This window comes from Paenibacillus gyeongsangnamensis (assembly GCF_027533625.1).
Lineage (GTDB): Bacteria > Bacillota > Bacilli > Paenibacillales > NBRC-103111 > Paenibacillus_G > Paenibacillus_G gyeongsangnamensis.
On the sequence record NZ_JAQAGZ010000003.1, the window covers coordinates 43,976 to 66,965 of the forward strand.

Genomic DNA, 22,990 nt, shown 5'->3' on the forward strand with positions numbered 1-22,990 from the left:
CGAATCATCATGCGATTGACGATTTGGTCATTTGGATTTATGATCATTCATATATTCAAATAATCAAATGTTTATGGATATGTGAGTCCGATATGAAACGATCCTTTTTTAAAGGCAGGTATCTGGGATATCATTTCAATTCATTCCTCAAAGATCTCTTCGCCGGCTTCATGGTCGGCATTGTCGCCATTCCATTAGGAATGGCGTTTGCTATTGCATCGGGAGTCAAGCCTGAATATGGACTATTTACAACGATCATCGCGGGGATCTGCATTTCCTTATTCGGGGGCTCGAGATTTCAGATCGGCGGCCCTACCGGTGCATTCGTACCCATATTGTTTGCAATCGTCATGCAGTATGGGTATGACAATTTGCTGATAGCCGGTTTTATGGCGGGCCTCATGCTGTTTCTCATGGGGGCATGCAAGCTGGGCGGTATAATCAAGTTCATTCCAAAGCCCGTTACGACAGGGTTTACCGCGGGTATTGCCGTTATTATATTTACTGGTCAAATCGCGAATTTCTTCGGATTGCGGGGTCTTCAGAAGCACGAGGACTTTTTGTCGAATATGAAGGAATTAGGCCTTCACCTTTCAACAATCCATAGCTACAGTATGCTGACGGCTATCCTTTGTTTGGGGATGATCGTCCTGACGCCGAGGCTGTTACCGAAATGTCCCGGTTCGTTGGTAGGACTATTGATTTCAACCGTCGCAGCGGTGTTGTTCTATCCGGGTCAGGTCGCCACCATCGGTTCAACGTACGGCGGCATTCCGAGCAGCTTGCCGAGCCTGCATCTTCCCGCCTTTCAAGCGGATCATCTTCAATCGCTGCTCAAGCCGGCTTTCATGATCGCCATGCTGGGCGGCATAGAATCCTTGCTGTCGGCCGTCGTAGCGGACGGGATGTCGGGAACGAGGCATAACAGCAACCGGGAATTGATGGGGCAAGGCATCGCAAATATGTTAACTCCGTTATTCGGCGGGATTCCTGCGACAGGCGCGATCGCCCGAACGGCGACCAATATTAAAAGCGGCGCCGTGTCTCCTCTGTCCGGGATAGTGCACGGGGTGGTCGTCCTGCTGGTCCTGATTTTTTTCGCTCCTTACGCCTCGGGCATTCCTCTGGCGAGTATGGCCCCAATCTTAATGACGGTCGCCTGGAATATGAGCGAAAGGAAAGAGTTTGTTCACGTGTTGAAGTCCAAGCCGGCCGATGCTCCGGTATTGCTGGTCACGTTCCTTTGCACGGTCTTGACGGATCTGACGATTGCCATTGCGGTCGGGACGGCTTTGTCAGGCCTCATCTATGCAGCAGGCATGATACGGGACCGGGGGAAGCGGCTGATCGGAGACAGCGAGAAGGAATAGGCATGCCGCACTGGCAGCATGCCTATTCTTTTATTCCTTCATCGCACCGTAACGAATGCCCGGCTTTGATGCGCGAAGCGTCCGGTCTACCTTATTTTTTTCCTTCTGCGATCTCGGCTAGCCGCTCTTTGATGCGGTTCGTGCAAACCCCGCCGTGATAAGTAATGACCGTCTCGATGTCGTAATCGAGCAGCTTGGCGACCGACTTGAGGGCGGTTGCCATATCCGGCGTAAAGTCGGGATTCGGCGGCATGAGGACACCGTCGACCGAGGTCAGCGCATCCCCGGAAATCAACGTTTTGCTTGGAACGTGGTACAAGCAGATGTGGTCCGGCGTGTGACCGGGCGTGAAGATGACGCGGATTCCCCCGCAATAAGGAAGCAAGTCGCCGTCCTGAAGCGTAACGTCTACTTTGGAAGCCTGCACGGTGATGCCTCTTTTGATCAAAGGCGCTTCACCCAGAATGTAAGGCTTGGACAGCTCATGAGCGAGTACTTCAAGATGTCCGCCCGAAGCGTTGACCAAATCGGGCAAGCTCCCGACATGATCCAGATCCTGATGGGTTATGATGATTTTCGTCAGCTTCCCGAAAGGCAGACCCTGCCGCTCGAGGGCTTGGCGAATCACTTCCAATTGCCCGGGGATCCCCGTATCCACAAGAATAGCGTCGCGTTCATCCTTTAGAAGCGCCGCATGAACAAGGAACGTGCGCCCTCCGGCATCCATCTCCAACTGAACGGCATTGATCTCGTTATTGGCCATCGAACCCATCCTCCATCCTATTAGCTTACTTTTTAATTGTATCGATCGGGAACGGACAGTTCAACAGTACGCCTTATTCGTTCCAAGCGGTACGGCCGGACCGGTCTTTACTCCGCAACTTAGCCGCCTCAGGGAGCTGCCGTTCGGCAGAAAATGTGTTTGTAAGCGCACCGGAACTCATGTATAATTTCTATGTTGTTACTTATAGATTGTATCGGAGGAGCCTTGCAGGAGAAGGCTCCTTTTATTCTTTTCCCGCTTATTGGGAATGAGCGGAAGGCCGGGGAGGCAGTCATGGATTCTTCTTACCGTTATCGTGTGCTTGTCGTTGAGGACGATGAACATATTAGGCGTTTTGTGACGATTTTCTTGGAAAGGAACGGGTTTACGGTAACGGAGGCCGCCAGCGGGGAAGCGGCTTTGGGGGCGCTTGCCGCTAGCGCAAGCAGGCCCGATGCGGTGGTGCTGGATATCATGCTTCCGGATATGGACGGCTTTGAAATTTGCCGAAGGCTTAGGGAAACGGACCCTGACATCGTCATCGTGTTTTTGACGGCACGGGGACAGGATTTGGACAAGATCAATGGGCTCGAGCTCGGGGCGGACGACTATATCGTCAAGCCGTTCAACCCGATGGAGCTCGTAGCCAGAATCCGGACCGTCCTGCGCCGCACCCGGAAAGGGGCGAAAGCGCAAAGAAACATCCTTTACTCCGGCTCTATCCGGCTGGATCTGGACTCAAACCAGGTGTTTAAACAAGACAGCCGGATCGAATTAACGCCGAAGGAATACCAAATGGTCAAAGCGTTTATGGAACATCCGGACAAGGCATTATCCAGAAATGAGCTGCTTAACCTGATTTGGGGTGAAAATTTCGTGGGCGATATCAAAACGGTGGACGTTCACGTCCGCAAGCTGCGGGAGAAGCTGGAGGACGACTGCTCCAAACCGACGTTGATCGAAACTATCTGGGGGCTCGGTTACAGGTGGAGAAAGGACGGCTGAAAGGTTGGGTATCCAAAAACGATTGGTAGGCAGTTACCTGGCGGTTATTCTGGTTACGGTTGCGATCCTGGAGGGACTGGCGATCAGCTTTGTGAAGTTTTACTATGATCGCAACGTGGAGCGGATTTTAATAAATCAGGCTCAAATATCCGCCTCCTTCTTTCACCAATATTTTGCCGACCAGGATCTCGAGAAGCAGTCGGAACGCCTCCTGAGCGGATTCGCCGAAAATTCCTCCGCACAGGTTCAGATCATCGGCCCGTCGGGACGGCTTCTGCAGGATTCTGCCGGTCAGCCTCCGGGCAAAGACATGAACGGCTACGAGGACGTCCGGCAGGCTATGAGCGGGACCTCCTCTATTTGGAGAGGTCCTGAGCCGTTAACGAAGGAGCCGGTGATGGCGGTTTCTTACCCGCTGAAAGCCGGGGAGAAGACGGTGGGGCTCGTCCGGTTCGTCACCTCGATGACCGAAACGAACAAGACCGTGCAATACATCGCCTCCGTCTACATCTCTTCGGGGTTCGTCGTCATCGTCATCGTAGCCGTGCTAGGCTTATGGTTATCCAGAACCATCACAAGCTCCATCACCGAGCTGAAGCGGGCTGCGGAACGGATGGCGGAGGGGGATTTCTCAGTCAGAGCGAAAAAACGGTATCGGGACGAACTTGGCACGTTAGCGGATACGCTCAATACGATGGCGGAAAAAGTGAAGCAAAACGAGCGGCTCAAGAGCGAGTTTATTTCCTCCGTTTCTCATGAGATCCGTACCCCGTTAACGTCGATCAAAGGCTGGGTCGTTACGCTGAAATCCAGTCTGGAAGATCGTTTGCTGCTGGAGGACGGATTTGACGTCATTGAGGAAGAGACGGACAGGTTAACGCGGCTGGTGGACGAGCTGCTGGATTTCTCGAAGCTGGATAACGGCCGGATCGAGCTCCGCCGCACCTCGTTCCCGCTGCCGGAACTGCTTCGGCATGTCGCCAAGCAGCTTATGCCCAGAGCGGACCGGCAAGGCATCAAGCTGCAGGTGGAGGCGGATGTCCCGGTTCCGAACATTTTTGCGGACCCGAGCCGGCTGAAGCAGGTGCTGATTAATCTGGTCGACAATGCGCTCAAATTCACGGATAAGGGAGGAAGCATTACGCTTGCCGTCCGGCCGGACCGGGGGAAGGCTGTCATCGCGGTGACGGATACCGGGGTCGGCATCACGGAATATGAGCTGGGCAAGATTTTTCAGAAGTTTTACAAAGGAAGCGGCCAAGCGGCAGGGAGTGGGCTTGGACTGTCCATCTCGGAGGAAATCGTCAAGCTGCATGGCGGCGAATTAACGGTTCAAAGTCAAGTGGGGAAGGGAACAAGGGTCGAAATCGTTCTGCCGCTTGAAGCGAATGAACAAGTTTAACCCTTTCATAACCATTTTCGTTTCACTGGCATGTAAAATAAACTACAGAATAGCGAAGGCTGGGAGCAGGCTATGTTTCGAAGGCTATTGATGACATGTGCTGTGCTGGTAGATTTGCTCGGGGCAAGCGGATGCGGGATGCCTGCGGCTCCTATCAATTTAATAAAGCCGCCCGTTTCGGAAGGGGTTGTCCCGCAGGATAAGTGGGACGCGATCCTGAAAGATTTGCTGCCCGAGGGAGCGCGCCTCTTAACCTCCGCCCACGACCTTTCCTTCGGTGATTTGGATGGAGACGGCACGGACGAGGCGATCGTCGTTTATGAAGAAAACGTGAATCGTGGGAAGGATTTAAAGGCGGCCCTGGTCATGAAGCAGAATGAGAAATGGCGGATCGTATGGGATACGAAGGGCTTCGGCTACGATTTGGATTATGCTGGAGTCGCCGACGTGAACAAGGACGGCCATCCCGAAATTCTGCTCGGTTGGTCCCTCGGCGGCGGACAAAACGGACTGGATATTTATGAGTGGGGAAACAATACATTGAATTTAAGGATTAAAAAGGGATACCAAGGACATTTTAATATCGAATCACTCGATCTGAACTAGGAGGCTTTTCCCCATTGAATGGCACTGTAAGAGGCCGTCCGGATTTTTTGCTTCTGTTCCTTATTTTGCTGCTGGTCGGCTTCGGCATGGTGATGATTTTTAGCGCCAGCTCGGCTACAGCTTATTACAAATATGGCAGTCCATTGTATTACGTTTACAAACAAGGGATATTCGCTCTGGCTGGTTTTATCATCATGCTGTTCTTTATGGCGATTCCTTACCCCTTCTGGAAAAAAACCGCGCCTTTCCTCTTGGTGTTCTCACTGCTGCTGCTTGTTCTTGTATTAGTTGCCGGCGTGAACATCAATGGTGCGAAAAGGTGGTTTGTCGTCGGAAGCTTCAACTTCCAGCCGGCGGAATTTTCCAAGCTGGCCATCATCGTTTATTTATCCGCTATGATCAGCAAGAAGGGTCCCAAGTTTCAATCGTTTAGACGGGGGCTGCTGCCCTTGCTCCTGATGATCGGTTTCATGCTTCTGCTTGTCATGAAGCAGCCGGATTTCGGCACGGTCATGATTTTGGCGTTTATTTCATGTTCGATCCTGCTCGTAGGCGGCGTTAATTTACGCCATTTTGCGCTGCTCTGCATCGCTGTTATCCCCTTATTTGTTTTTCTGGCCGTAAGCAAAAGCTACCGTTTCAAACGGCTAAGCTCCTTTTTGAATCCGTTCGAGAATCAATCCGATTCCGGTTATCAGCTCATTCAATCTTTGTATGCTCTAGGACACGGTGGCTTTACGGGTACCGGGCTAGGGAAAAGCGTTCAAAAATTGTTTTATTTGCCGGAAGCACACACGGATTTCATATTTGCGGTAATCGGCGAGGAGATGGGCTTCGTTGGGTCGTCCTTGTTCCTGCTCGTGTTCTTCCTTTTCATTTGGCGCGGATTTATTACTGCAGTCAGAAGCCAGGATCCTTTTGCGCACATGCTTGGCATGGGGATCGTCTCGATGATTTTTATTCAATTTTTGCTCAATCTCGGGGCGGTGACAGGCATGCTGCCGATCACCGGAGTACCGCTCCCTTTGACCAGCTACGGAGGTTCCTCGTTGATCTTATGCATGGCTTGCACCGGCATACTGCTGAACATTTCTCGGGATAATCATCGAAGGCGTCTGGATCAACAGCAAGCATCGCAATCCGCGCGATAAGAAGCCCCTCCCGGCCGGTGTTTTTATTCCTCTCCTGATCGGAATCGGAGGGAACACAGGGACACAGACAGTGTCTACCCTGGTTCGGGCGCTCGCCGTAGGGGAAGTCCAATTCCGCGATATGCTCAAGGTGATCAGGAAGGAAGTCGCCACAGGGCTGATGACGGGAGCCTCGGTTTCCCTTGTCGCATACGGCAGGGCTTGGTTTCTCGGAGTGGAATGGAACGTCGGGCTGGTGGTGGCCATCACGGCGCTCACCATCGTCTTATGGGCGTCCTTTGTGGTGGCGATTCTCCCCTTGCTGCTGCATAAGCTGAAGGCGGACCCGGCGGTCGTCTCCAGTCCATTCATCACGACCCTGGTGGACGGTACGGGACTTATCATTTATTTCACGATAGCCAAGATTATTCTTCATCTATAGCGGAAAGAAAGAGGGCTATTGGATTGAAAGGAACAGAAAGACCTAATCCATATTACATGTTTGCAGGACTGCTGCTGATTATCGGCTTTGGCGCCTTGGCCATGACCGTCTGCAGCCAGCCGTCCAATTCATTTGATAGAACCGTTGCCGCAGTCGTACAAAGCGTCGTTTCTCCCGGCTTAACACAAGTAATGGAAATCTTCACTATCATCGGCTCAGCGAAAAGCTCCGTTATCATTGCCGCCGGCATCATGGCCTTTTTGTTTTTCGTGCTACGGCACAGGGCGGAGATCCTATTCTTCTGCGCTGCATTAGGCGGGGCGGCGGTATTGAATTCATTGTTAAAAGAAGGCTTTCACCGGGAGCGCCCGACCGTGCTCCGTTTGATTGAAGAGTCCGGTTACAGCTTTCCGAGCGGTCATGCCATCGGAGCGTTCGCGTTATACGGAGCCCTTGCCTATTTGCTGTGGCGCCATGTCTCTACGCGGCGGGGACGCAGTTTGCTCCTGTCCGTTTGCGGCTTCGTCATTCTGATGATCTGCTTAAGCCGGGTTTATCTTGGCGTGAACTATCCAAGCGATATTATCGGAGCGCTGCTGGCAAGCGGCTTCTGGATCGCTCTTGTCATCTGGTTATTCCAATGGAGTACGGAATTTGCCAAGCTGCAGGCCCACCCTGCGCCATCGGCAAATAAAGCCGCGGATTCCTGATAAACAACAGCAGCAGCCTGCCGGTTCGGCAGGCTGCTGTTTTATTTGTTAATAAGAATTTATAAGTTTTCACAACTTACAGCTTCGCATCAACCTTGATAAACGCGCTGGTCCTTGTAAGACAAGGACGGCGTAGCCGTTTATCCTGGATTGCATCGGCTGCTGCCCCGTGATTCTTACACCTTGAAGCGGCTGATATCGCTCTGCAGCCGGTTCGCCACTTCGCAGTGCGGCGCAGGTAAAATTCCTTCCAATCTGATCGAATAAAGAGGTATAATGGAAGGACGGAGCAGGGAGCGCTTCGAGGAAGGACGGGGACCATGCTGAAAGATAAGATCGTCAACAGAAAACCCGGCATCTTAACCTATGGGATCACGCCGCCAAAGCAAAGCCATACGCCGGAAAAGATAAGTGAAATCGCACAAAAGCAGCTGGAACGATTGAGCGGGATCGATATGGATGCGTTGATTATTTACGATGTGCAGGATGAAGCGGAAAGGCAGGAGCAGGAACGGCCGTTCCCCTATCTTCCGACCTTGGAACCGACGCTTTACAGCAATGCGTATTTAGACGAGCTGAAGGTACCCAAAATCATCTATCGCTGCGTGGGTAAATATACTGAGCGGGAATTGAGCGAATGGATCGCCTCAGACTCCAGTCAGGACCGGTATGCCGTTTTTGTAGGCGCTTCCTCCAGCAAGCAGCAGATCCGATTGAGGCTGCCGGATGCCTATGCCATGAGTCATAGGTTAAACGATCGTCTGCTTCTGGGCGGCGTGCTTATTCCCGAAAGGCATACCGCCCGCCGGGACGAGCACCTCCGGGTTATCGACAAAGCCCAAAGCGGCTGCCGGTTTTTCGTAACGCAGGCTACTTACAACGTCGAAGCCTCCAAGAACTTTTTGTCCGATTATTATTATTACTGCGAGCGCAATGAAATCGAGATGGTACCCATCTTGTTCAACATCGCCCCTTGCGGCTCTTCCAAAACGTTGGGGTTTATGAAATGGCTGGGGATCAGCTTGCCCAGATGGCTCGAAAACGATCTGATGCATTCCAACGATATTTTGGATAAGTCCATCCGGGTGACACACAAAATATTCGAGGAAATCTTCGAGTTCGGACTGGAAAAGGGCATTCCGATCGGCTGCAGCGTGGAAAGCGTATCGACCCGGAAAGTGGAGATCGAAGCTTCGATTCAATTGGTGAAAGACATTCAAAGCAGCATCGCGAAAAAGCTGGAGCCGACTGAACCGGATCAGCCCGTCATGCAATCATAAAAAGAAGGAGCCGCTGCGGCTCCTTTGTTTTGTTCATTGATAAGAATTTATAAGTTTTCGTAGCTTATAGCTTCGCATCAACCTTGGTAAATGCGCTGGTCCTTGTAAGACAAGGACGGCGTAGCCGTTTATCCTGGGGCTACGGCTGCTCGTGTGCGGCAGGGGGGACCAGTCGTTCCAAGCCGTTCATATAGGGCCGCAAAGCGGCGGGAATGCGGATCGATCCGTCCTCCTGCTGATGGTTTTCCAGCAGCGGAATAAGGATTCGCGGCGAGGCGACTGCGGTATTGTTCAATGTATAGCAGTAGCTCAGCCCGCCGCTCTGATCCCGATAACGGATCCCGGCGCGGCGGGCCTGGAAGTCCAGCAGGTTGGAGGACGAGTGGGTTTCGCCGTAAGCTCCGCGGCTGGGCATCCAGGCTTCCAGATCGTACTGCTTGTAGGTTTTCGCCGCCATATCTCCTGTGCATACCGCTACCACCCGGTAAGGCAGCTCCAGCTGCCGCAGAACGCTCTCCGAATGAGCCGTTATTTCCTGCAGCAGCCGCTCCGCCGTCTCCAGATTGGCTTCGCACAGCACGACCTGTTCCACCTTGGCGAATTGGTGGACCCGGTACAGCCCGTGCACATCCCGGCCCGCCGAGCCCGCCTCGCTCCGGAAGCATTGCGAGGCGGCCGCCAGCTTGACGGGCTGCGCGACGTCAACGATCTCACCGCTGTAATAGCTTACGAGCGGCACCTCCGAGGTGCCGACGAGACGCAGGTCCATGCCTTCCAGGCGGTAGGTCTGGTCCTCTCCCGCCGGGAGGAAGCCGGTATGGACCAGCGCTTCCGTACGCGCGATCAGAGGCACCTCCAGCAGAGTGAAGCCGCTGGCTAGCAGCACATCCAGGGCAAGCTGCTGAACCGCCCTGTGCAGCAGGGCGCCCGCGCCGCACAAATAATAGCTGCGGGTACCGGCGGTCTTCACGCCGCGCGGAAGATCGAGCATCCGATGCATTTCGCCCAGAGCGATATGGTCGAGCGGTGGGAAGCCGAAGGCCGGAGGCTCGCCGTACCGCGCAATTTCCACGTTATCCGCATCCGATCGGCCTCTTGGCGTGTCGGGAGAGACGATGTTTGGCACCTCCAGCATCCGTTTGTTCCATTCCAGCTCCGTCTCGGCGAGCCCCTCTTCCAGCTCCCGAAGCTCCCGGTTGACTTCCTTCACCTTCATCTTCGCCTTCTCCGTCTCCTCCGTAAGGCCCTGCCTCAGCCAACCGGGAATCTGCTGCGAGATTTGATTGCGGATTTGCCTTAAGCTCTCCACCTGCTGCAGGAGAGCGCGTCTGCGATTATCACACCGAAGCAGCTCGGAGATGTTCACCTCGATCCCCTTGTGATCGGCCGCTTGCTGCACTTGGTCCCTGTTGTCCCGAATCCACCCAATGTTAAGTATGGTCATCGTCCCTTTCCGGTTTCTTGTATTAAAAAAACGCAAAAAGCGCCCTCATCCGTATGGGACGAGGAGCGCTAGGACTCGCGGTGCCACCCAACTTGACCGGACATGCAGGTCCGATCCGCTTTGGTTCCGCGATAACGGGCGGGTCCGGTAAACTTAGGGGACAAGATGTCCCTTGACGAGAACGCCTCCGAGTTGGATGCTCTTCACAGGCATGATTGAATCATTCATTTTGACGTAGCATACTACATTTTTGGAGCTAAATCAAGGGCGGGGGCCCATCGCGGCGACAGTTCTAATCCGGCAGTCATGCCCCGCCGAAAATTGTCTTGGCCGGATTGTACAAGAGGCGAATAGAAGATGGTATGATAAATGAAACAATAGTTAACCGAAAGGAGAAGTCCGGTGGAAGGGGCGGAGAACATACGAGTCATGCTCGTGGACGACGAGGAGCATGCGTTCGGGATGATGGATATACTGCTGCGTGAAATCGGCGGTGTAGCCGTAGTCGGAACCTATACGAATCCTCTGGAGGCACTGGATGCGCTGCAGCATCTTCAGGCAGACGGGGTGTTCTTGGATATCGAAATGCCCGGCATGAACGGATTGGACCTGGCCAGAGCGTTTCAGGCGGCCCGGCCGAAGCTCCAGGTCGTGTTTACAACGGCCTATGCCGAGCATGCGATCGAAGCGTTCGAGTTCCGGGCGATCGATTATTTATTGAAGCCTATCCGTTTGGAAAGGCTGCGCCAGAGCGTTCAGCGGATCCGGGAGGCCCGGGTGATTCACAGAGCTGCGGCGGCTGCGGAGCCGGCCCTTCAATGCTTGGGCGGCTTTGCCGTACAGCTGGGGACTGCTAGACGGGGTCAGCTCTCCTGGCGTACCACCAAAGAAAAGGAGCTGTGCGCGTTTCTCGTTCACCGGGGCGGCCAGGCCGTCGAGCAATCCGTCATCATGGAGGCGCTGTGGCCTGAATCCGATGCGGATAAGGCCAGAACTTATCTTTATACTTGCATCTCGTTACAGAGAAAAAACCTGCGCTCCCACGGCCTGCCGCTGACCGTCAACAAAATAGGGAACGGATTATGCCCTCCAGCTTGGCGATATCCACTGCGATGCCGCGGAATTGGACGAGCTGCTGGACAAAACGCTGAGGGGAGATCAGCTTGGCGCCGTAAGGCTGGAACGGCTGGCCGCTTTATACAAGGGGGATTATTTCATGGATTGTGATTACCGGTGGAGTCACGGAAGAAGGGATCAGCTGTCCGGACGGTATGCGGAGGCATTAACGCGGCTGTGCTCGTTCTTTAAAATGAATAATCAGCCCGCCTACGCGGCCGAATGCCTGCACCGTCTGCTGGCGATCGCTCCGGATTCCGAGAAGGACGGACGCGAGCTGATCAAGCTGTATCTGGAGGGAGGCAACCGGAGCGGGGCCATGAAAGTCTTCAAGGAGCTGGAGCGCTCGGTGAGAGAGCGGCTGGACATCGAGCTGGAGGATGAAACGGCGAGGTTGTACCTCGAAATGATTTCTTCCTCTTCCGGAAGCGGGAGGATGCCATGAGCCGTCGCTGGCTGGCCATCCTGATTATGGCCGGGATGCTGCTTTGTACATACGGCACCATCCCGCTTCTTCAGAAGTACGGCGACAACGGAGCGCCCAAAGCCGCCGGAGGCGTTATCGACCTGTCCGGATGGAACTTCGCGGAAGGCGGACCCGTCAAGCTGGACGGCGAGTGGGAGTTTTATCCTGGACGCCTGATGGCGGCCGGCGATTTCAGAGGTGCCGCTCCCCAGACGATCACGGTGCCGGGATCATGGGCTGCCAAGACCGGGACGCTCGGAACCGCCACCTACCGGTTGCTGGTCAATGTACGCGACGAAGGCGAATGGTACGGGCTGAAGACACTATCCATTCAGATGGCCTCCCGCATTTTCGTAAACGGCAAGCCGATCGGCGGAAGCGGGCAGCCGGCGGATAACCCGAAGGATTATGCCGGTATGAATAAAACCGTGGCCGCTTATTTTCCGTTGAAGCAGGGACGGAACGAATTGATCGTCCAAGTCGCCAATTACGACTTTCCGGGGAGCAGCGGCATCAATAATTCGATTTACTTGGGGACCCAGGAACAAATCGCCGCTCTACAATCCAAGGCGCTCGCCCACGATTGGATTACCGTTTCTTCGTTTCTAATCATCGGGCTTTATTTCATCGGCTTGTATTCGCAGCGAAGGAAGGATAATTTCCTGTTCATCTTCGGCTTGGTCTGTCTGTTCTTGGCGGTATTCTCGGCGACGAGCGGAGAACGAATCATCTACGACATGTTCGGGCGGCTTCCGGCGGGACTCTTTTTGCGGCTTCAGCTGGTTTCCTCGCTTGCCGTAGGCATGGGTCTGTTATCTTACGTCTATTCGGCGTTTCGTCCCTACTGCTCTAGCCAAGTGATCCGCATATCTCTGGCGCTCGGGTTCGCTTTCCTGGTGCTCAGCGTCGGCTTCTTCAACATCGCCTATCACCGGTTGACGCTGACGCTCCATTCCGTATACTCGTCATTCTCTGTATTTTATGCTCTTTACGTCTTCTTATCGGCCGCCTTAAGAAGATCGGAGGGAAGTCTTTATTTGGCCGTCGCCGCGCTTGCCCTGAACGTGCACGCGTTTCTGATCAACGCCAACGTTTATTTCGCGGTTCCCGTCTTTTTATTTCCTCCGGCGGAAGTGTTCGTTTTTCTCCTGATGCTTGCCTTGTTAATGTCGCTACGCTTCTCGAATGCCTATAAACAAAATGAGAAGCTCTCCTCAAGGCTCATAGAGATGGATAAGCTGAAGGACGATTTCTTAACCAGGACGGCGCATGAGTTCAAGACGCCGCTTCACGGCATGATCCATATCGCGCAGTCCATGATGACCGACGAACGCCATCCGGCTACCGCAGGCCAGAGGGAGAAGCTGGAGCTCATTTCCGACATTGCCGGACGGTTATCCCGGCTCGTATACGATATATTGGATTTGTCAAGGCTGACCCGCGGGGAAATGAAGGTGGAATGCGCTCCGCTCGACGTCCGTTCCGCTTCGGAAGTCATCGTCAAGGTGCTGTCCTTCCTGACGGACGGCAAGCCGGTTCAGCTGGTAAACAACGTACCGCAGCATCTTCCGCTCGCGCTGGCGGACGAAAGCCGGTTCCAGCAAATTCTCAGCAACCTGCTCGACAACGCCGCGAAGCATACGCATTTCGGGATGATCGCAGTCGGTGCAGCCGTTCACGGAGACATGCTGGAGGTCTCCGTAACGGATACGGGCGAAGGGATCGGGGAGAACGACCTCGCGTTCATCTTCGAGCCGTTCAAGTCGCTGAGCGCAGATGCCGACCGCAGCTTCGGCCTGGGCCTGCCGATCGTCAAGCAGCTGGTGGAGCTGCAGAACGGGCGGATCCGGGTCGCCTCCCGCCTGGGAGAAGGAACGACGTTTACGTTCAGCCTCCCGCTTGCCCGGCCGGAGGAGAGCGCGCGATTTCAGCGAGGCGACGAATTGGCGGTTGAACTGCGCTCCCAGGCGTCTCCCGGCTATTCGTTTCCCACGCCGTATGTATCGCCGCAGAAGGGCTTGTACACAATTCTGGCGGTGGATGACCACTTCTCCAATCTCAGGGTGTTGATCGATTCACTGGAGCGCCTGGATTATATGGTCATTGCGGTGAATACGGGAGAAGAAGCGCTGCGGGTGCTCGAAGGTAAGCAAACCGTCGATCTGGTCATTCTCGATCTGATGATGCCGGGAATGTCGGGGTTTGACGTTTGCCGGACGATACGCCAACGGCACAGTCTGGTGGAGCTCCCTGTGCTGATGGTCACCGCTTCGATCTTATCCGAAGACAAGCTCGCCGCTTTCGATGCGGGGGCCAACGATTTTTTGCCGAAGCCGTTTGACCGGTCCGAGCTGACCGCGCGCGTCAAGGGGCTCCTCTTGATGAAGGAACTGGCGGGAAAGGCGGTTGATCTGGAGGTGGCTTTCCTCCAATCGCAAATCAAGCCGCATTTTTTATTTAACGTGTTAAGCACGATTATGTCTCTGAGCTATACCGATGCAAGCGAGTCACGGAACGTGACGGCGAATTTGGCCGACTATTTGCGGGGCAGCTTCTCGTTCGGCAACGTTCAGAAGGACGTCCCGTTCCGGACCGAGCTCGATTTGATCCGCTCTTACGTGGAGATTGAAAAGGCACGCTTCCAGGACCGGATTCGCGTCGAATACGATATCGCGGATTCGGCCGGGAATGTCAGGCTGCTGCCTCTGCTGATCCAGCCTCTTGTCGAGAACGCCATACGGCACGGCATCGGCAACCGCGTGGAAGGGGGCACCATCAAAGTGAGGGCTTATGAGGAGGGGACGGAATACGTCTTTACGGTAGAGGACGACGGGGACGGCCTGACCGGGGAGCAGCTCGAGCAAGTTATGGCGAATGATGCCGCATTGCGAACTTCGGGACATCAAGGGGTCGGATTGCGAAATATCGGCAAGCGCTTGAAATATGCTTACGGTACTTCCTTGCGGGCGGAAAGCTCGCCTGGCCAAGGAACCAAAATGACGGTCCGCGTTCCTTACGCATTGAAATAAAGACGGCTTCCGTTTGTTCAGATTTTGTTAAGACCGAGTGTGGTAAAATGACGTCCGGAATATTGCTGAATTTTGTCGCTCTATAAGACTTTAGTTACATATTCATGAGTCTAAAGGGCTGATATTTCGCAATAAAGCACGGTGCATGGTTCACCGCGCGTTCTTCAAATTTGACAATCGGAGGTTATCCAATTTATGCAAGGCAAGAAAACACTGCTTCTTTTATTGGTTCTAACCCTGGCGTTCAGCTCCTCCCCGCTTCATTCGGCTGGGCCATCGTACCGTCTGGTTTTGACCGATCAAGCAAGTCCCATTCGCCCTCAAGTGGAAAAACCGGCATCCTCGGCACTACCACAATTTCAGGCACCCTTTTTGCTCAAAGCCGGTATCTCCTTTTTTTGAATATATATAAGCCGACATTTCCTCTGCGGAACTTCATGATGTCATTTAGTATCATCTAGCAAGGCTGCCGATATGTCGGAGGCTTCTACGGTCACACTTGTCATGTTAGAACCTCCAAATAGTGCGGAGACCGTAACTTGGGGCGAAAAGTGGAATTTGATGCAGGGGTCCAAAGGTGTTTCTACGTATCAAAACGACCTGCAGTCTAATCTCACTGTTAAATTTCCTGCCGACAAACGCTTGGGTAATTTTGCAATTTTGTGACTTTTTTTGCTTCCATCTATCCGGACACCAAAATCGCCAAGTAAATAAATCGCCTCAAGGTCAACGCCCTGATGGAAGCCGGTCTCGAACTGTCCGCAGCCGAAAATAAAACTAAAATTACCACATTGATCGAAAAGAAGAAAATTATAGCAAAAAATTAAAGAAATGGGCAAATGATGATCAAAATACTCAATGAACTCTAAATAAATATGATATATGCTTTATCTCAAGTGATGATCCCAGAGTGCAGAAATCATTGATAACGACAATTGAAACCGCTTACCAAAGTTTTCGCTAGTTAGTGACACAACTTGGAGGGGAAAAAGATGAAGTGGGTTAGAATTGTATCTTCAGTTGTATTGATGACAGCGCTTGCAGGTTGCAGTCAAGGAACAGGCACACAGGATGACAAAGGTAGTGTCGACAAAGGGAGTGTTCAAACGAAAATTTCAAATGAACCGATTACCCTTACTCTCTACCAGCACGCGGCGATTAGTAATGAGGAAATCGACAAATTTGTAGTTCAGCCTGTAAAAAAGAAATATCCTAATATTTCGATTAATATTGTACGTAAAGGGACAGGCGCCAATCCGGAGGACTTAGTGGCTGCAGGCATCGTTCCGGACCTGATCTATACGACAGACGCTAATACTCCTCTTTGGCGGGATCTTGATGTACCAGAGGATCTGAACACTCTGATTAAGAGCAACAACTTCGACTTGAACCGTTTCGACCCTAATGCCATAGATTCCATTAAAGTTTACAGTGGTGGAAAAGGTGCAATGTATGCTTTACCGGTCATGCAAAACATCGCAGCTCTTCTCTATAATAAAGATATCTTTGATAAATTCGCTGTCCCGTATCCGAAAGACGGGATGAACTGGGATGAGATCATCCAGTTAGCCCGTAAGATAACCAGAACAGATAACGGGATCCGATACATTGGATTGAGTCCTGATAACATTTCCCGTTTAGGTTATGGACTTTCTTTACCTTACGTTAATCCGTCTACGAACAAAGCGTCAATTAATAACGATAATTGGAAAAAAGCTTTCACCACGATGAAAGATATGCTCGATGTCCCTGGATTTCTCGGAGAGGATAAGAAACTCACTTATGGTACCAATGAATTCTTTAAGGAGGGAAGGGTAGCCATGTTTACCCAATGGGTTCCCGATATGGTAGCGAGCCTTGATCCGAGTATCGCTGATAAAGTGCCATGGGATTTCGTCTCGCTTCCCAACTACGCTGAAGCCATCGGTACAGGCCGCGTCATTTCCCCACATACGATCATTATGAATAAGCAAAGCAAATATAAGAATGAAGCTTTTGAAGTGATGAAGATCTTCACTTCCGATGAGGTACAATCAGAACTGAGCAGAAGTGGAAAAATTTCCGTTCTGACCAAAGGGGATTTACAAACACAGTATGGCGCAAATGTACCTTATCTCAAAGGAAAGAACATAGCCGGTATATTTAAGTCAAAACCACGCAAAATAAACGACCCCCTTACTGAATATGACGTCTTAGTCCGTTCAGCCATCGATGCTCAGGTCAAAGAGTTAGCAGCGGGGAAAGATGTTAATACGGCCTTACGGGCAGCGGAGGAAGCTGGGAATAAAGCTATTGAGGAAAAATTGAAAACAGTAAAAAAATAAATCATTCGGTACCGGAAAAGTCCATGAATATCATGGACTTTTCCGTTTTTGATGTTTCTTAAACTGCAAAGGAGAATACCCTGTTGATTCTTTAAAAGCTTTTGAAAAATAATTACTGTCATTAAACCCGCAATCAAAAGCTATTTGCCTGATAGAATGATTTGTAGTTTTTAACATATTTTTTGCGTTGTTTATTCTTATGATCCGTACATATTCTTTAAAGCCCAATCCTGTAGTTTTAAGAAAAAGTCTAGAAAGATGAGAATTGCTTAAATTAAGCATGTCAGACGCAGAGTCTAATGTTATCGATAAATGATAATTTGCATTAATGAACCGAATAAGTCTTTCTATAGTGGGGTTTGCATGGTTGTTGCTATGATAGACGAATTCTGACTTATTTCTAATGAAGTAGGAAAGTAACTGGATGAAATAACTTTTAATAAGATCAGAGGATAAATCATCATTTTTATCCATTTCCTCTCCTATTATAAAGAATAGTTTTTTTATCAGTTCAGGATTTTGTGGCTTGTATATACACTGCTCAAAAAGGTCTTTCATTTTCAATATGTAATCAATACCTATATATTCCTCTGTAAAGTTGATTACGGCCCTCTCATAACTTTGAGAAATATAATTATTCTTATGTAACGTTCCTTTAGGAATAAAAAGTATATCATGATTAGAAACCGAATAAGATTTATCTTTTACAAAGTACTCACTACTACCTGATATAAGAAAATAGATTTGATAATTGTCATGATAATGATAACTGGTTTTAATCATAACTGAATTAGAATAACCGTATTGAATTCCTGATAGAGGGCTATCATTCTTTGGCGGCATTTTATTCTCCCTCCACTAAATAATTGCTCTTTCATAACAGCATAAAAATTAAGAAAAGATATGCAACTATCAATAAAGTCGATGAAATCTAAATAAATATGATATATGCTTGATTAGATAATAACATAAAACTTATTACAGGTTGATAAGTTCTTCAAAATCTCAATATATAAGGATGATCTCGATCATGGATATCAAGTTTGTTGCTACAAAACCTGCTTCCGTTTCAGGATACGTTTCATCACTCTTCCGCAGCTTGGGGCGACACCGCTGTGATCTGTCCATGGACGATGTACCTGACCTACGGGGACACAAGGCTGCTTGCCGAGCAATACGGCAGTATGAAGGCTTGGGTGGAGTATATCCGGCGTCAGGGAAAGCATGAATGTTTATGGAATACCGGCTTCCACTTCGGCGATTGGCTCGGACTTGACGCCAAGGAGAACAACTTAATTGGTGCGACACCGAAAGATTTGATTGCCACTGCTTATTACGCACATTCAGCGCGCTTGCTGCGGGATGCCGCTGTAGTGCTTGGGAACGCGGCAGATGTGCGGCATTACGGGGAGCTCTTGGAAAGGATCAAGAAGGCATTCCGGGACGAGTTCATCACCCCCGCAGGACGGATTGCAGCTCCTACGCAAACCGCTCACGCACTCATACCTGATGAGATTGCGGTCGTAGGCGTGGACAATAACCGGATCGGCCGCTATATCAGCCCGAAGCTCAGCACGGTCGATCAGCCGAAAATCCGGATGGGGCGGGCTATCGTAAAGAAGCTGCTTCATCAGCTGGAGCGGGATGCCGTTTCGGAGGACCGGGTGCTGATCCTTGAATCCGAGCTGATTGTCAGAGAATCTTCGATGGCCAAACGGGGCTGAATCGGACCCGAATTCCTCTTATGGCCGCGGGCTGCGGATATACCGTAGAAGGATCCGGCCCTATCTTTATTTTGATGGGAAAAATATTGTAAAAGCTATTGCAAAAACTTAAATAAGGTATATATTATAGTATATTAACAAATACTCTGAAGGCGGCAGCTTAGAAGAACAGAACATCTTTTGTGATTCTATGTGAAGGTTTTCACTAAGAGGGGTCGTTTTCGATTCCTTTTAAATATGAAATACCTGAATTTGTGCTAACAGGGTATACTCACCAATGAAGGGGACGAAGAAATGCCACAAACTACAGTTACGGAACCAGAAGTTGCTACGGTACCAGCGATCGCAAAAGCGGATGTGCTGGACCAGTTGCTGAAGCCGGAAGTGCAGGAGTCTTTGACGGTATTGGTGGAGCAGCTGCCGAAATTGACCGAAATGATGACTCTGCTGACGAAAACGTATGATCTTGCCCAGAAGGTAGCGTCGGACCGCATCCTCATTCAAGATATGGTGGGCGGCATCCAGGAAGTGTACAAGCCGATCGAGGAGAAAGTAAAAGGTTATGCCTCTGCTGCGATCGAAGCGGGTGACCGTGCCGAGAACAGCGATGCGACAATCGGTCTGTTTGGCATGCTCAAGCTGCTGAAAGATCCGGAATTGCAGAAGATGCTTCGCTTCGCCCAAGCTTATTTGGATATCCTTGGCGAAAGAAAAAGATAAAACTAACCCCATTACTTAATAAGAACGGAGTATACAGACGTGAGCAAACAAATCCTGATTCTTGGCGGCGGCTACGGCGGTTTGTTGAGCGCCCTTTCCGCACGTGCCAACTTAACGCCGGAAGAAGCAACCATTACTGTAATCAACCGTGTTCCCTCGCACCAAATCATTACCGAGCTGCACCGTCTTGCGGCCGGGAACGTCGATGAGAAGGCCGTTGCCCTGCCGCTCGAAAAATTGCTGAAGGACAAGGGCATCAACCTGAAGATCGGTACGGTCGAATCGATCGATCCGGAAGGCCGCAAAGTATTGCTGCATGACGGAACTTCCTACGGCTACGACGCTCTGGTGCTCGCTCTCGGCAGCGAAACGAACTATTTCGGCATTCCGGGGCTTCAGGAAAACAGCTTTACGCTGAAGTCCGTTGGAGATGCAAACCGCATTTTCGCACACGTGAACGAACGGATCCGCGCATACGCCAAGTCCAAAAATCAAGCAGACGCCACTTTCGTCATCGGCGGCGGCGGTCTGACCGGCGTTGAGCTTGTAGGCGAGCTGGCGGACGAGCTCCCTGGCATTTGCCGCAAGAACGGCGTAGATTTTGCCGATGTCAAGCTCTATCTGGTCGAAGCGATGCCAAGCATTCTGCCGATCTTCTCCGCTGATTTGATCGAAAGAGCGACAACGAGCCTCGAGAAGCGCGGCGTTCAGTTCCTGACCGGTCTTGCGATCACGGAAGTGAACGGCTACACGGTCAGCTTGAAGGACGGCCGGACGATCGAAACCGGCACCCTGGTTTGGACCGGCGGCGTTCAAGGCAGCTCGCTCGTTGCGAACTGCGGCATCGAAGTGAACCGCGGCCGCGCTACCGTGAACGAGCATCTGCAATCCGTCTCGCATTCGGACGTATTCCTCGCGGGCGACTGCGCGGTAGTGTTCGGACCGGAAGGCCGTCCGTACCCGCCGACCGCTCAATTGGCATGGCAGATGGGCGAGCTTGCAGGCGCCAACATCGCGGCTGCCTTCAAGGGCAGCAAGATGGATGCCTTTAGTCCGGTCTTCTCCGGTACGCTGGCAAGCTTGGGCCGCAAGGACGGCATCGGCTCCATCGGCGGAAGCGGCATCGAGCTGAAAGGCACGCCGGCATCCTTGATGAAAAAGGCGAGCAACGCCCGTTACCTTTCGCACATTAACGGCCTGTTTGCCCTGGCTTACTAAGAAACGTATAAAGCGCAAACCTCATTCCAGCCGAGGTTTGCGCTTTTTTTACGCTTCAGCAATCCGCAATACTTCAGCGTATGCTTCAAGAAATATACGGGTATGTCGCCCTCCGAATTCAAGGCGGGAGGCGAAGCCACTTTGAAGCAAGCGGCTACGCTTTGCTTTTCCCGCCGAGCAGGGTAAACGCCCCGATCACGACCAGCGCGATGGCGATGACCGGTCCGCTGACTACCAGGTAGTTGAATATCGCACCAAGCGTGAATGCTGCAAAAAACAGTATCGAGAGCCCCGTCAGAATGGTAATGGGGATCAGCAAATAACGGTTTCTCAGGCCGAACCAATAAAACTCGAACAGCCCGATGGCCGGCGCCAGGAGGAAGCCGGGCCACATGAATCCCCAGCTGTCGAACAGCATGGAGATTTGGCATACGATTCCCGCCGTTAGCAGCACTCCCCCTGGAATCAATAGCCCCGAGGCTCTAGGAGCGGTGATGCTGAAATAAAGCCAGTGGAAGAACAGGCCTAGCGGAATGACGAATAAGCTCGGCCAATAATAGCTGAAGATGGTGCCGGCCCCGATCGGATGGCCCTGGTTCCAGTATAAGCCGACCCCGAGCAGGATGAGGACAATCCCTAAGACGAAACGGTTCATACGTGACTTCCCTTCTATATAACTTTATTGAAACCAGATTAACAAATCCGGAATAATCTGTCACCCTTCTCGGGGGAAGCACGGCACTGGACTTAAGTCCAGGCTGCCGCGACCGCTAAATGCCATTGCGCGGCGAGGAAAACCGCAATAGCGCCATCTCGAAAGAGCGAGATGGCGCTGTCGTGGTTTTTGCGATAAAAGGCTGAGGCAGCCGTTTCCTTTTTTAGTTGATAATTTATAAGTTTTCGCGGGCTAATAGCTTCGCATCAACCTTGATAAACGTGCTGGTCCTTGTAAGACAAGGACGGCGTAGCCGTTTATCCTGGACCGGTTATTCCGTATATCTGCCGCTTTTTCGATGGGCTTTTATCTTCGTTCTTATATGCACCAGACCGGCGACGGATAACAGCAAGATAATATTTCGGTCCACGAGAGAGAATACGCCGTCATTCACCCACAGGAGCACGACCATTAAGGCGATCCAAATATTGATGCACAAATATTCCAGCAAGATGTTATTCATCAGATCAGTCCTTTAATCATGAATTCATTCCCGTGTAAAGGGCTATACTTCTATGCTACGCGCTGGACCTGTCGAATGCAAGGTGCTGGGAATGATTTTCGACAAAAATGGGCTTGTTCGGACACCTGAATTAGGCGACACGCTGTCGGATGGCTGGGAAACGGAGCATTCCGCCGGGTAAATTGTCCGATCAAGTCATGAGGATTGTGCAAAAAGAGCTGAATTTTCTCTATAGCTGACTCGCGCAAAACCGTTTATCATAATGGGCATGTCTATCACTAAGTGAATATTAGGGGTATAGCCCTGGCCAAGGAGGAACGAAACTGGTGAGTTCGCAAACGCAGGTACAGGAGACGAAGCTATGGTACCGGAGGCCCGCCAAGCGATGGCTGCAAGCGCTCCCGGTCGGAAACGGCCGAATCGGAGCTATGGTACACGGAGAGATCAACCGCGAAGTGATTCAGCTCAATGAAGACACCGTTTGGACGAGGGGGCTGAAGGACCGGAACAATCCGGATGCTCCGAATACGATACAGGAAGTGCGCCGTTTGCTTAAGGAAGGCCGGCTAGAGGAGGCCCACGACATCGCGGATATGGGGCTGATGGGCGTTTCGCGCCGTCAGCCGCCTTACCAGACGCTCGGAGAGCTCAATCTATTGTTCCCGAGCCACCGGGAGGGCGAGGCTTCGGACTACCTCCGGGAGCTGGATTTGGCTACCGGCATTGTTAAAGTGACTTACTGTATAAATGATACCGTTTAAACGAGAGAAGTGTTCTCCAGCGCGGCCGATCAGGCACTGGTCGTGCGGCTTACCGCGGACAAGCCGAACCGGATCCGCGTAGGGGTGAACCCGTTCCGCAAGCTGGATGCGTTCACCGAGATCGAAGGGGAAGACACCTTGTGCCTGAAGGGGCAATGCGGCACCCGGGGCACAAAGTTCCATGCCCGCCTGCGGACGCTGCAAGAGGGAGGCACCCGCAGAACGCTTGGCGATCACATGGTGATGGAAGGAGCGGATGCCGTTACCTTGGTCCTGGCCGTATCGACCGACTTCCGCCGCCA

18 protein-coding genes and 5 pseudogenes are annotated in these 22,990 nt (G+C 51.8%); 18 read left to right on the top strand and 5 right to left on the bottom strand.

Annotation, left to right across the window (positions count from 1 at the left end):
- Window positions 1-92: 92 nt before the first annotated feature.
- A pseudogene (locus O9H85_RS05050) lies at window positions 93-1,322 on the top strand (SulP family inorganic anion transporter); the annotation flags it as partial.
- 139 nt (window positions 1,323-1,461) lie between these two features.
- Here the strand turns inward: O9H85_RS05050 and O9H85_RS05055 are convergent.
- The gene (locus O9H85_RS05055; protein ID WP_269880201.1) at window positions 1,462-2,133 is read right to left on the bottom strand and encodes an MBL fold metallo-hydrolase; all 672 of its coding nucleotides are present in this window, start codon (window positions 2,131-2,133) and stop codon (window positions 1,462-1,464) included.
- Between the two features lie 294 nt (window positions 2,134-2,427).
- Between O9H85_RS05055 and O9H85_RS05060 the strand changes: the two genes are divergently transcribed.
- The 7 genes and pseudogenes from O9H85_RS05060 to O9H85_RS05090 all read left to right on the top strand — a co-directional run bounded on the left by O9H85_RS05060 (window position 2,428) and on the right by O9H85_RS05090 (window position 8,708).
- Window positions 2,428-3,138, top strand: coding sequence for a response regulator transcription factor (locus O9H85_RS05060; protein WP_269880202.1), 711 nt, complete (start codon window positions 2,428-2,430; stop codon window positions 3,136-3,138).
- 4 nt (window positions 3,139-3,142) lie between these two features.
- On the top strand, window positions 3,143-4,540 hold the full coding sequence (locus O9H85_RS05065; protein ID WP_269880203.1) for a sensor histidine kinase: 1,398 nt from the start codon (window positions 3,143-3,145) through the stop codon (window positions 4,538-4,540).
- Between the two features lie 72 nt (window positions 4,541-4,612).
- Window positions 4,613-5,146: an FG-GAP repeat domain-containing protein gene (locus O9H85_RS05070; RefSeq protein WP_269880204.1), complete on the top strand. Its 534-nt coding sequence runs from the start codon at window positions 4,613-4,615 to the stop codon at window positions 5,144-5,146.
- Between the two features lie 14 nt (window positions 5,147-5,160).
- Window positions 5,161-6,297, top strand: a complete 1,137-nt coding sequence (gene ftsW / locus O9H85_RS05075) for a putative lipid II flippase FtsW (RefSeq protein WP_269880205.1) — start codon at window positions 5,161-5,163, stop codon at window positions 6,295-6,297.
- 22 nt (window positions 6,298-6,319) lie between these two features.
- Window positions 6,320-6,718 (top strand): annotated as a pseudogene (locus O9H85_RS05080) (magnesium transporter); the annotation flags it as partial.
- Between the two features lie 23 nt (window positions 6,719-6,741).
- Entirely contained in the window at window positions 6,742-7,428 is a 687-nt protein-coding gene (locus O9H85_RS05085) for a phosphatase PAP2 family protein (protein WP_269880206.1), read from the top strand.
- A gap of 320 nt (window positions 7,429-7,748) precedes the next feature.
- Window positions 7,749-8,708, top strand: a complete 960-nt coding sequence (locus tag O9H85_RS05090) for a methylenetetrahydrofolate reductase (protein WP_269880207.1) — start codon at window positions 7,749-7,751, stop codon at window positions 8,706-8,708.
- A gap of 139 nt (window positions 8,709-8,847) precedes the next feature.
- Here the strand turns inward: O9H85_RS05090 and serS are convergent, their stop codons facing one another.
- Window positions 8,848-10,146 (bottom strand): serine--tRNA ligase, encoded by a 1,299-nt coding sequence (serS, locus tag O9H85_RS05095; RefSeq protein WP_269880522.1) that lies wholly within the window; start codon window positions 10,144-10,146, stop codon window positions 8,848-8,850.
- A gap of 408 nt (window positions 10,147-10,554) precedes the next feature.
- On the opposite strand from serS, the gene O9H85_RS05100 reads away from it, so the two are divergent.
- The 5 genes from O9H85_RS05100 to O9H85_RS05120 all read left to right on the top strand — a co-directional run bounded on the left by O9H85_RS05100 (window position 10,555) and on the right by O9H85_RS05120 (window position 17,087).
- Window positions 10,555-11,379, top strand: a complete 825-nt coding sequence (locus tag O9H85_RS05100; RefSeq protein ID WP_269880208.1) for a response regulator — start codon at window positions 10,555-10,557, stop codon at window positions 11,377-11,379.
- Window positions 11,276-11,713: a bacterial transcriptional activator domain-containing protein gene (locus O9H85_RS05105; protein WP_269880209.1), complete on the top strand. Its 438-nt coding sequence runs from the start codon at window positions 11,276-11,278 to the stop codon at window positions 11,711-11,713. The genes O9H85_RS05100 and O9H85_RS05105 overlap by 104 nt, the downstream gene beginning before the upstream one ends.
- Entirely contained in the window at window positions 11,710-14,763 is a 3,054-nt protein-coding gene (locus O9H85_RS05110; RefSeq protein ID WP_269880210.1) for a hybrid sensor histidine kinase/response regulator, read from the top strand. Before O9H85_RS05105 ends, O9H85_RS05110 begins: the two co-directional genes overlap by 4 nt.
- A 195-nt stretch (window positions 14,764-14,958) precedes the next feature.
- Window positions 14,959-15,165, top strand: coding sequence for a hypothetical protein (locus tag O9H85_RS05115; protein ID WP_269880211.1), 207 nt, complete (start codon window positions 14,959-14,961; stop codon window positions 15,163-15,165).
- A 590-nt stretch (window positions 15,166-15,755) separates the two neighbouring features.
- Window positions 15,756-17,087 (top strand): ABC transporter substrate-binding protein, encoded by a 1,332-nt coding sequence (locus tag O9H85_RS05120; protein WP_269880212.1) that lies wholly within the window; start codon window positions 15,756-15,758, stop codon window positions 17,085-17,087.
- A gap of 30 nt (window positions 17,088-17,117) precedes the next feature.
- Here the strand turns inward: O9H85_RS05120 and O9H85_RS05125 are convergent, their stop codons facing one another.
- A complete protein-coding gene (locus tag O9H85_RS05125; RefSeq protein ID WP_269880213.1) occupies window positions 17,118-17,930 on the bottom strand; it encodes an AraC family transcriptional regulator in 813 nt (270 codons plus the stop codon).
- Between the two features lie 245 nt (window positions 17,931-18,175).
- On the opposite strand from O9H85_RS05125, the pseudogene O9H85_RS05130 reads away from it, so the two are divergent.
- From O9H85_RS05130 to O9H85_RS37680, 4 genes and pseudogenes are all read left to right on the top strand, one after another.
- A pseudogene (locus tag O9H85_RS05130) lies at window positions 18,176-18,811 on the top strand (alpha-L-rhamnosidase-related protein); the annotation flags it as partial.
- Between the two features lie 294 nt (window positions 18,812-19,105).
- Window positions 19,106-19,531 (top strand): DUF1641 domain-containing protein, encoded by a 426-nt coding sequence (locus tag O9H85_RS05140; RefSeq protein WP_269880215.1) that lies wholly within the window; start codon window positions 19,106-19,108, stop codon window positions 19,529-19,531.
- 39 nt (window positions 19,532-19,570) lie between these two features.
- A complete protein-coding gene (locus tag O9H85_RS05145; RefSeq protein WP_269880216.1) occupies window positions 19,571-20,749 on the top strand; it encodes an NAD(P)/FAD-dependent oxidoreductase in 1,179 nt (392 codons plus the stop codon).
- A gap of 48 nt (window positions 20,750-20,797) precedes the next feature.
- Window positions 20,798-20,935: pseudogene (locus O9H85_RS37680) on the top strand (AraC family transcriptional regulator); the annotation flags it as partial.
- Here the strand turns inward: O9H85_RS37680 and O9H85_RS05150 are convergent.
- On the bottom strand, window positions 20,904-21,404 hold the full coding sequence (locus tag O9H85_RS05150) for a hypothetical protein (protein ID WP_269880217.1): 501 nt from the start codon (window positions 21,402-21,404) through the stop codon (window positions 20,904-20,906). The pseudogene O9H85_RS37680 and the gene O9H85_RS05150 overlap by 32 nt on opposite strands.
- 331 nt (window positions 21,405-21,735) lie before the next feature.
- A complete protein-coding gene (locus O9H85_RS05155) occupies window positions 21,736-21,927 on the bottom strand; it encodes a hypothetical protein (RefSeq protein ID WP_269880218.1) in 192 nt (63 codons plus the stop codon).
- Between the two features lie 326 nt (window positions 21,928-22,253).
- Here O9H85_RS05155 and O9H85_RS05160 point away from each other — a divergent pair.
- Window positions 22,254-22,976, top strand: a pseudogene (locus O9H85_RS05160) (glycoside hydrolase family 95 protein); the annotation flags it as partial.
- Window positions 22,977-22,990: the final 14 nt, after the last annotated feature.

What these genes read in the sequence shown, in the direction of transcription:
- O9H85_RS05055 (WP_269880201.1), bottom strand. Translation starts at nt 2,133, where the DNA reads ATGGCCAATAACGAGATCAATGCCGTTCAGTTGGAGATGGATGCCGGA.
- O9H85_RS05060 (WP_269880202.1), top strand. Translation starts at nt 2,428, where the DNA reads ATGGATTCTTCTTACCGTTATCGTGTGCTTGTCGTTGAGGACGATGAA.
- O9H85_RS05070 (WP_269880204.1), top strand. Translation starts at nt 4,613, where the DNA reads ATGTTTCGAAGGCTATTGATGACATGTGCTGTGCTGGTAGATTTGCTC.
- O9H85_RS05090 (WP_269880207.1), top strand. Translation starts at nt 7,749, where the DNA reads ATGCTGAAAGATAAGATCGTCAACAGAAAACCCGGCATCTTAACCTAT.
- O9H85_RS05110 (WP_269880210.1), top strand. Translation starts at nt 11,710, where the DNA reads ATGAGCCGTCGCTGGCTGGCCATCCTGATTATGGCCGGGATGCTGCTT.
- O9H85_RS05115 (WP_269880211.1), top strand. Translation starts at nt 14,959, where the DNA reads ATGCAAGGCAAGAAAACACTGCTTCTTTTATTGGTTCTAACCCTGGCG.
- O9H85_RS05120 (WP_269880212.1), top strand. Translation starts at nt 15,756, where the DNA reads ATGAAGTGGGTTAGAATTGTATCTTCAGTTGTATTGATGACAGCGCTT.
- O9H85_RS05125 (WP_269880213.1), bottom strand. Translation starts at nt 17,930, where the DNA reads ATGCCGCCAAAGAATGATAGCCCTCTATCAGGAATTCAATACGGTTAT.
- O9H85_RS05140 (WP_269880215.1), top strand. Translation starts at nt 19,106, where the DNA reads ATGCCACAAACTACAGTTACGGAACCAGAAGTTGCTACGGTACCAGCG.
- O9H85_RS05150 (WP_269880217.1), bottom strand. Translation starts at nt 21,404, where the DNA reads ATGAACCGTTTCGTCTTAGGGATTGTCCTCATCCTGCTCGGGGTCGGC.
- O9H85_RS05155 (WP_269880218.1), bottom strand. Translation starts at nt 21,927, where the DNA reads ATGAATAACATCTTGCTGGAATATTTGTGCATCAATATTTGGATCGCC.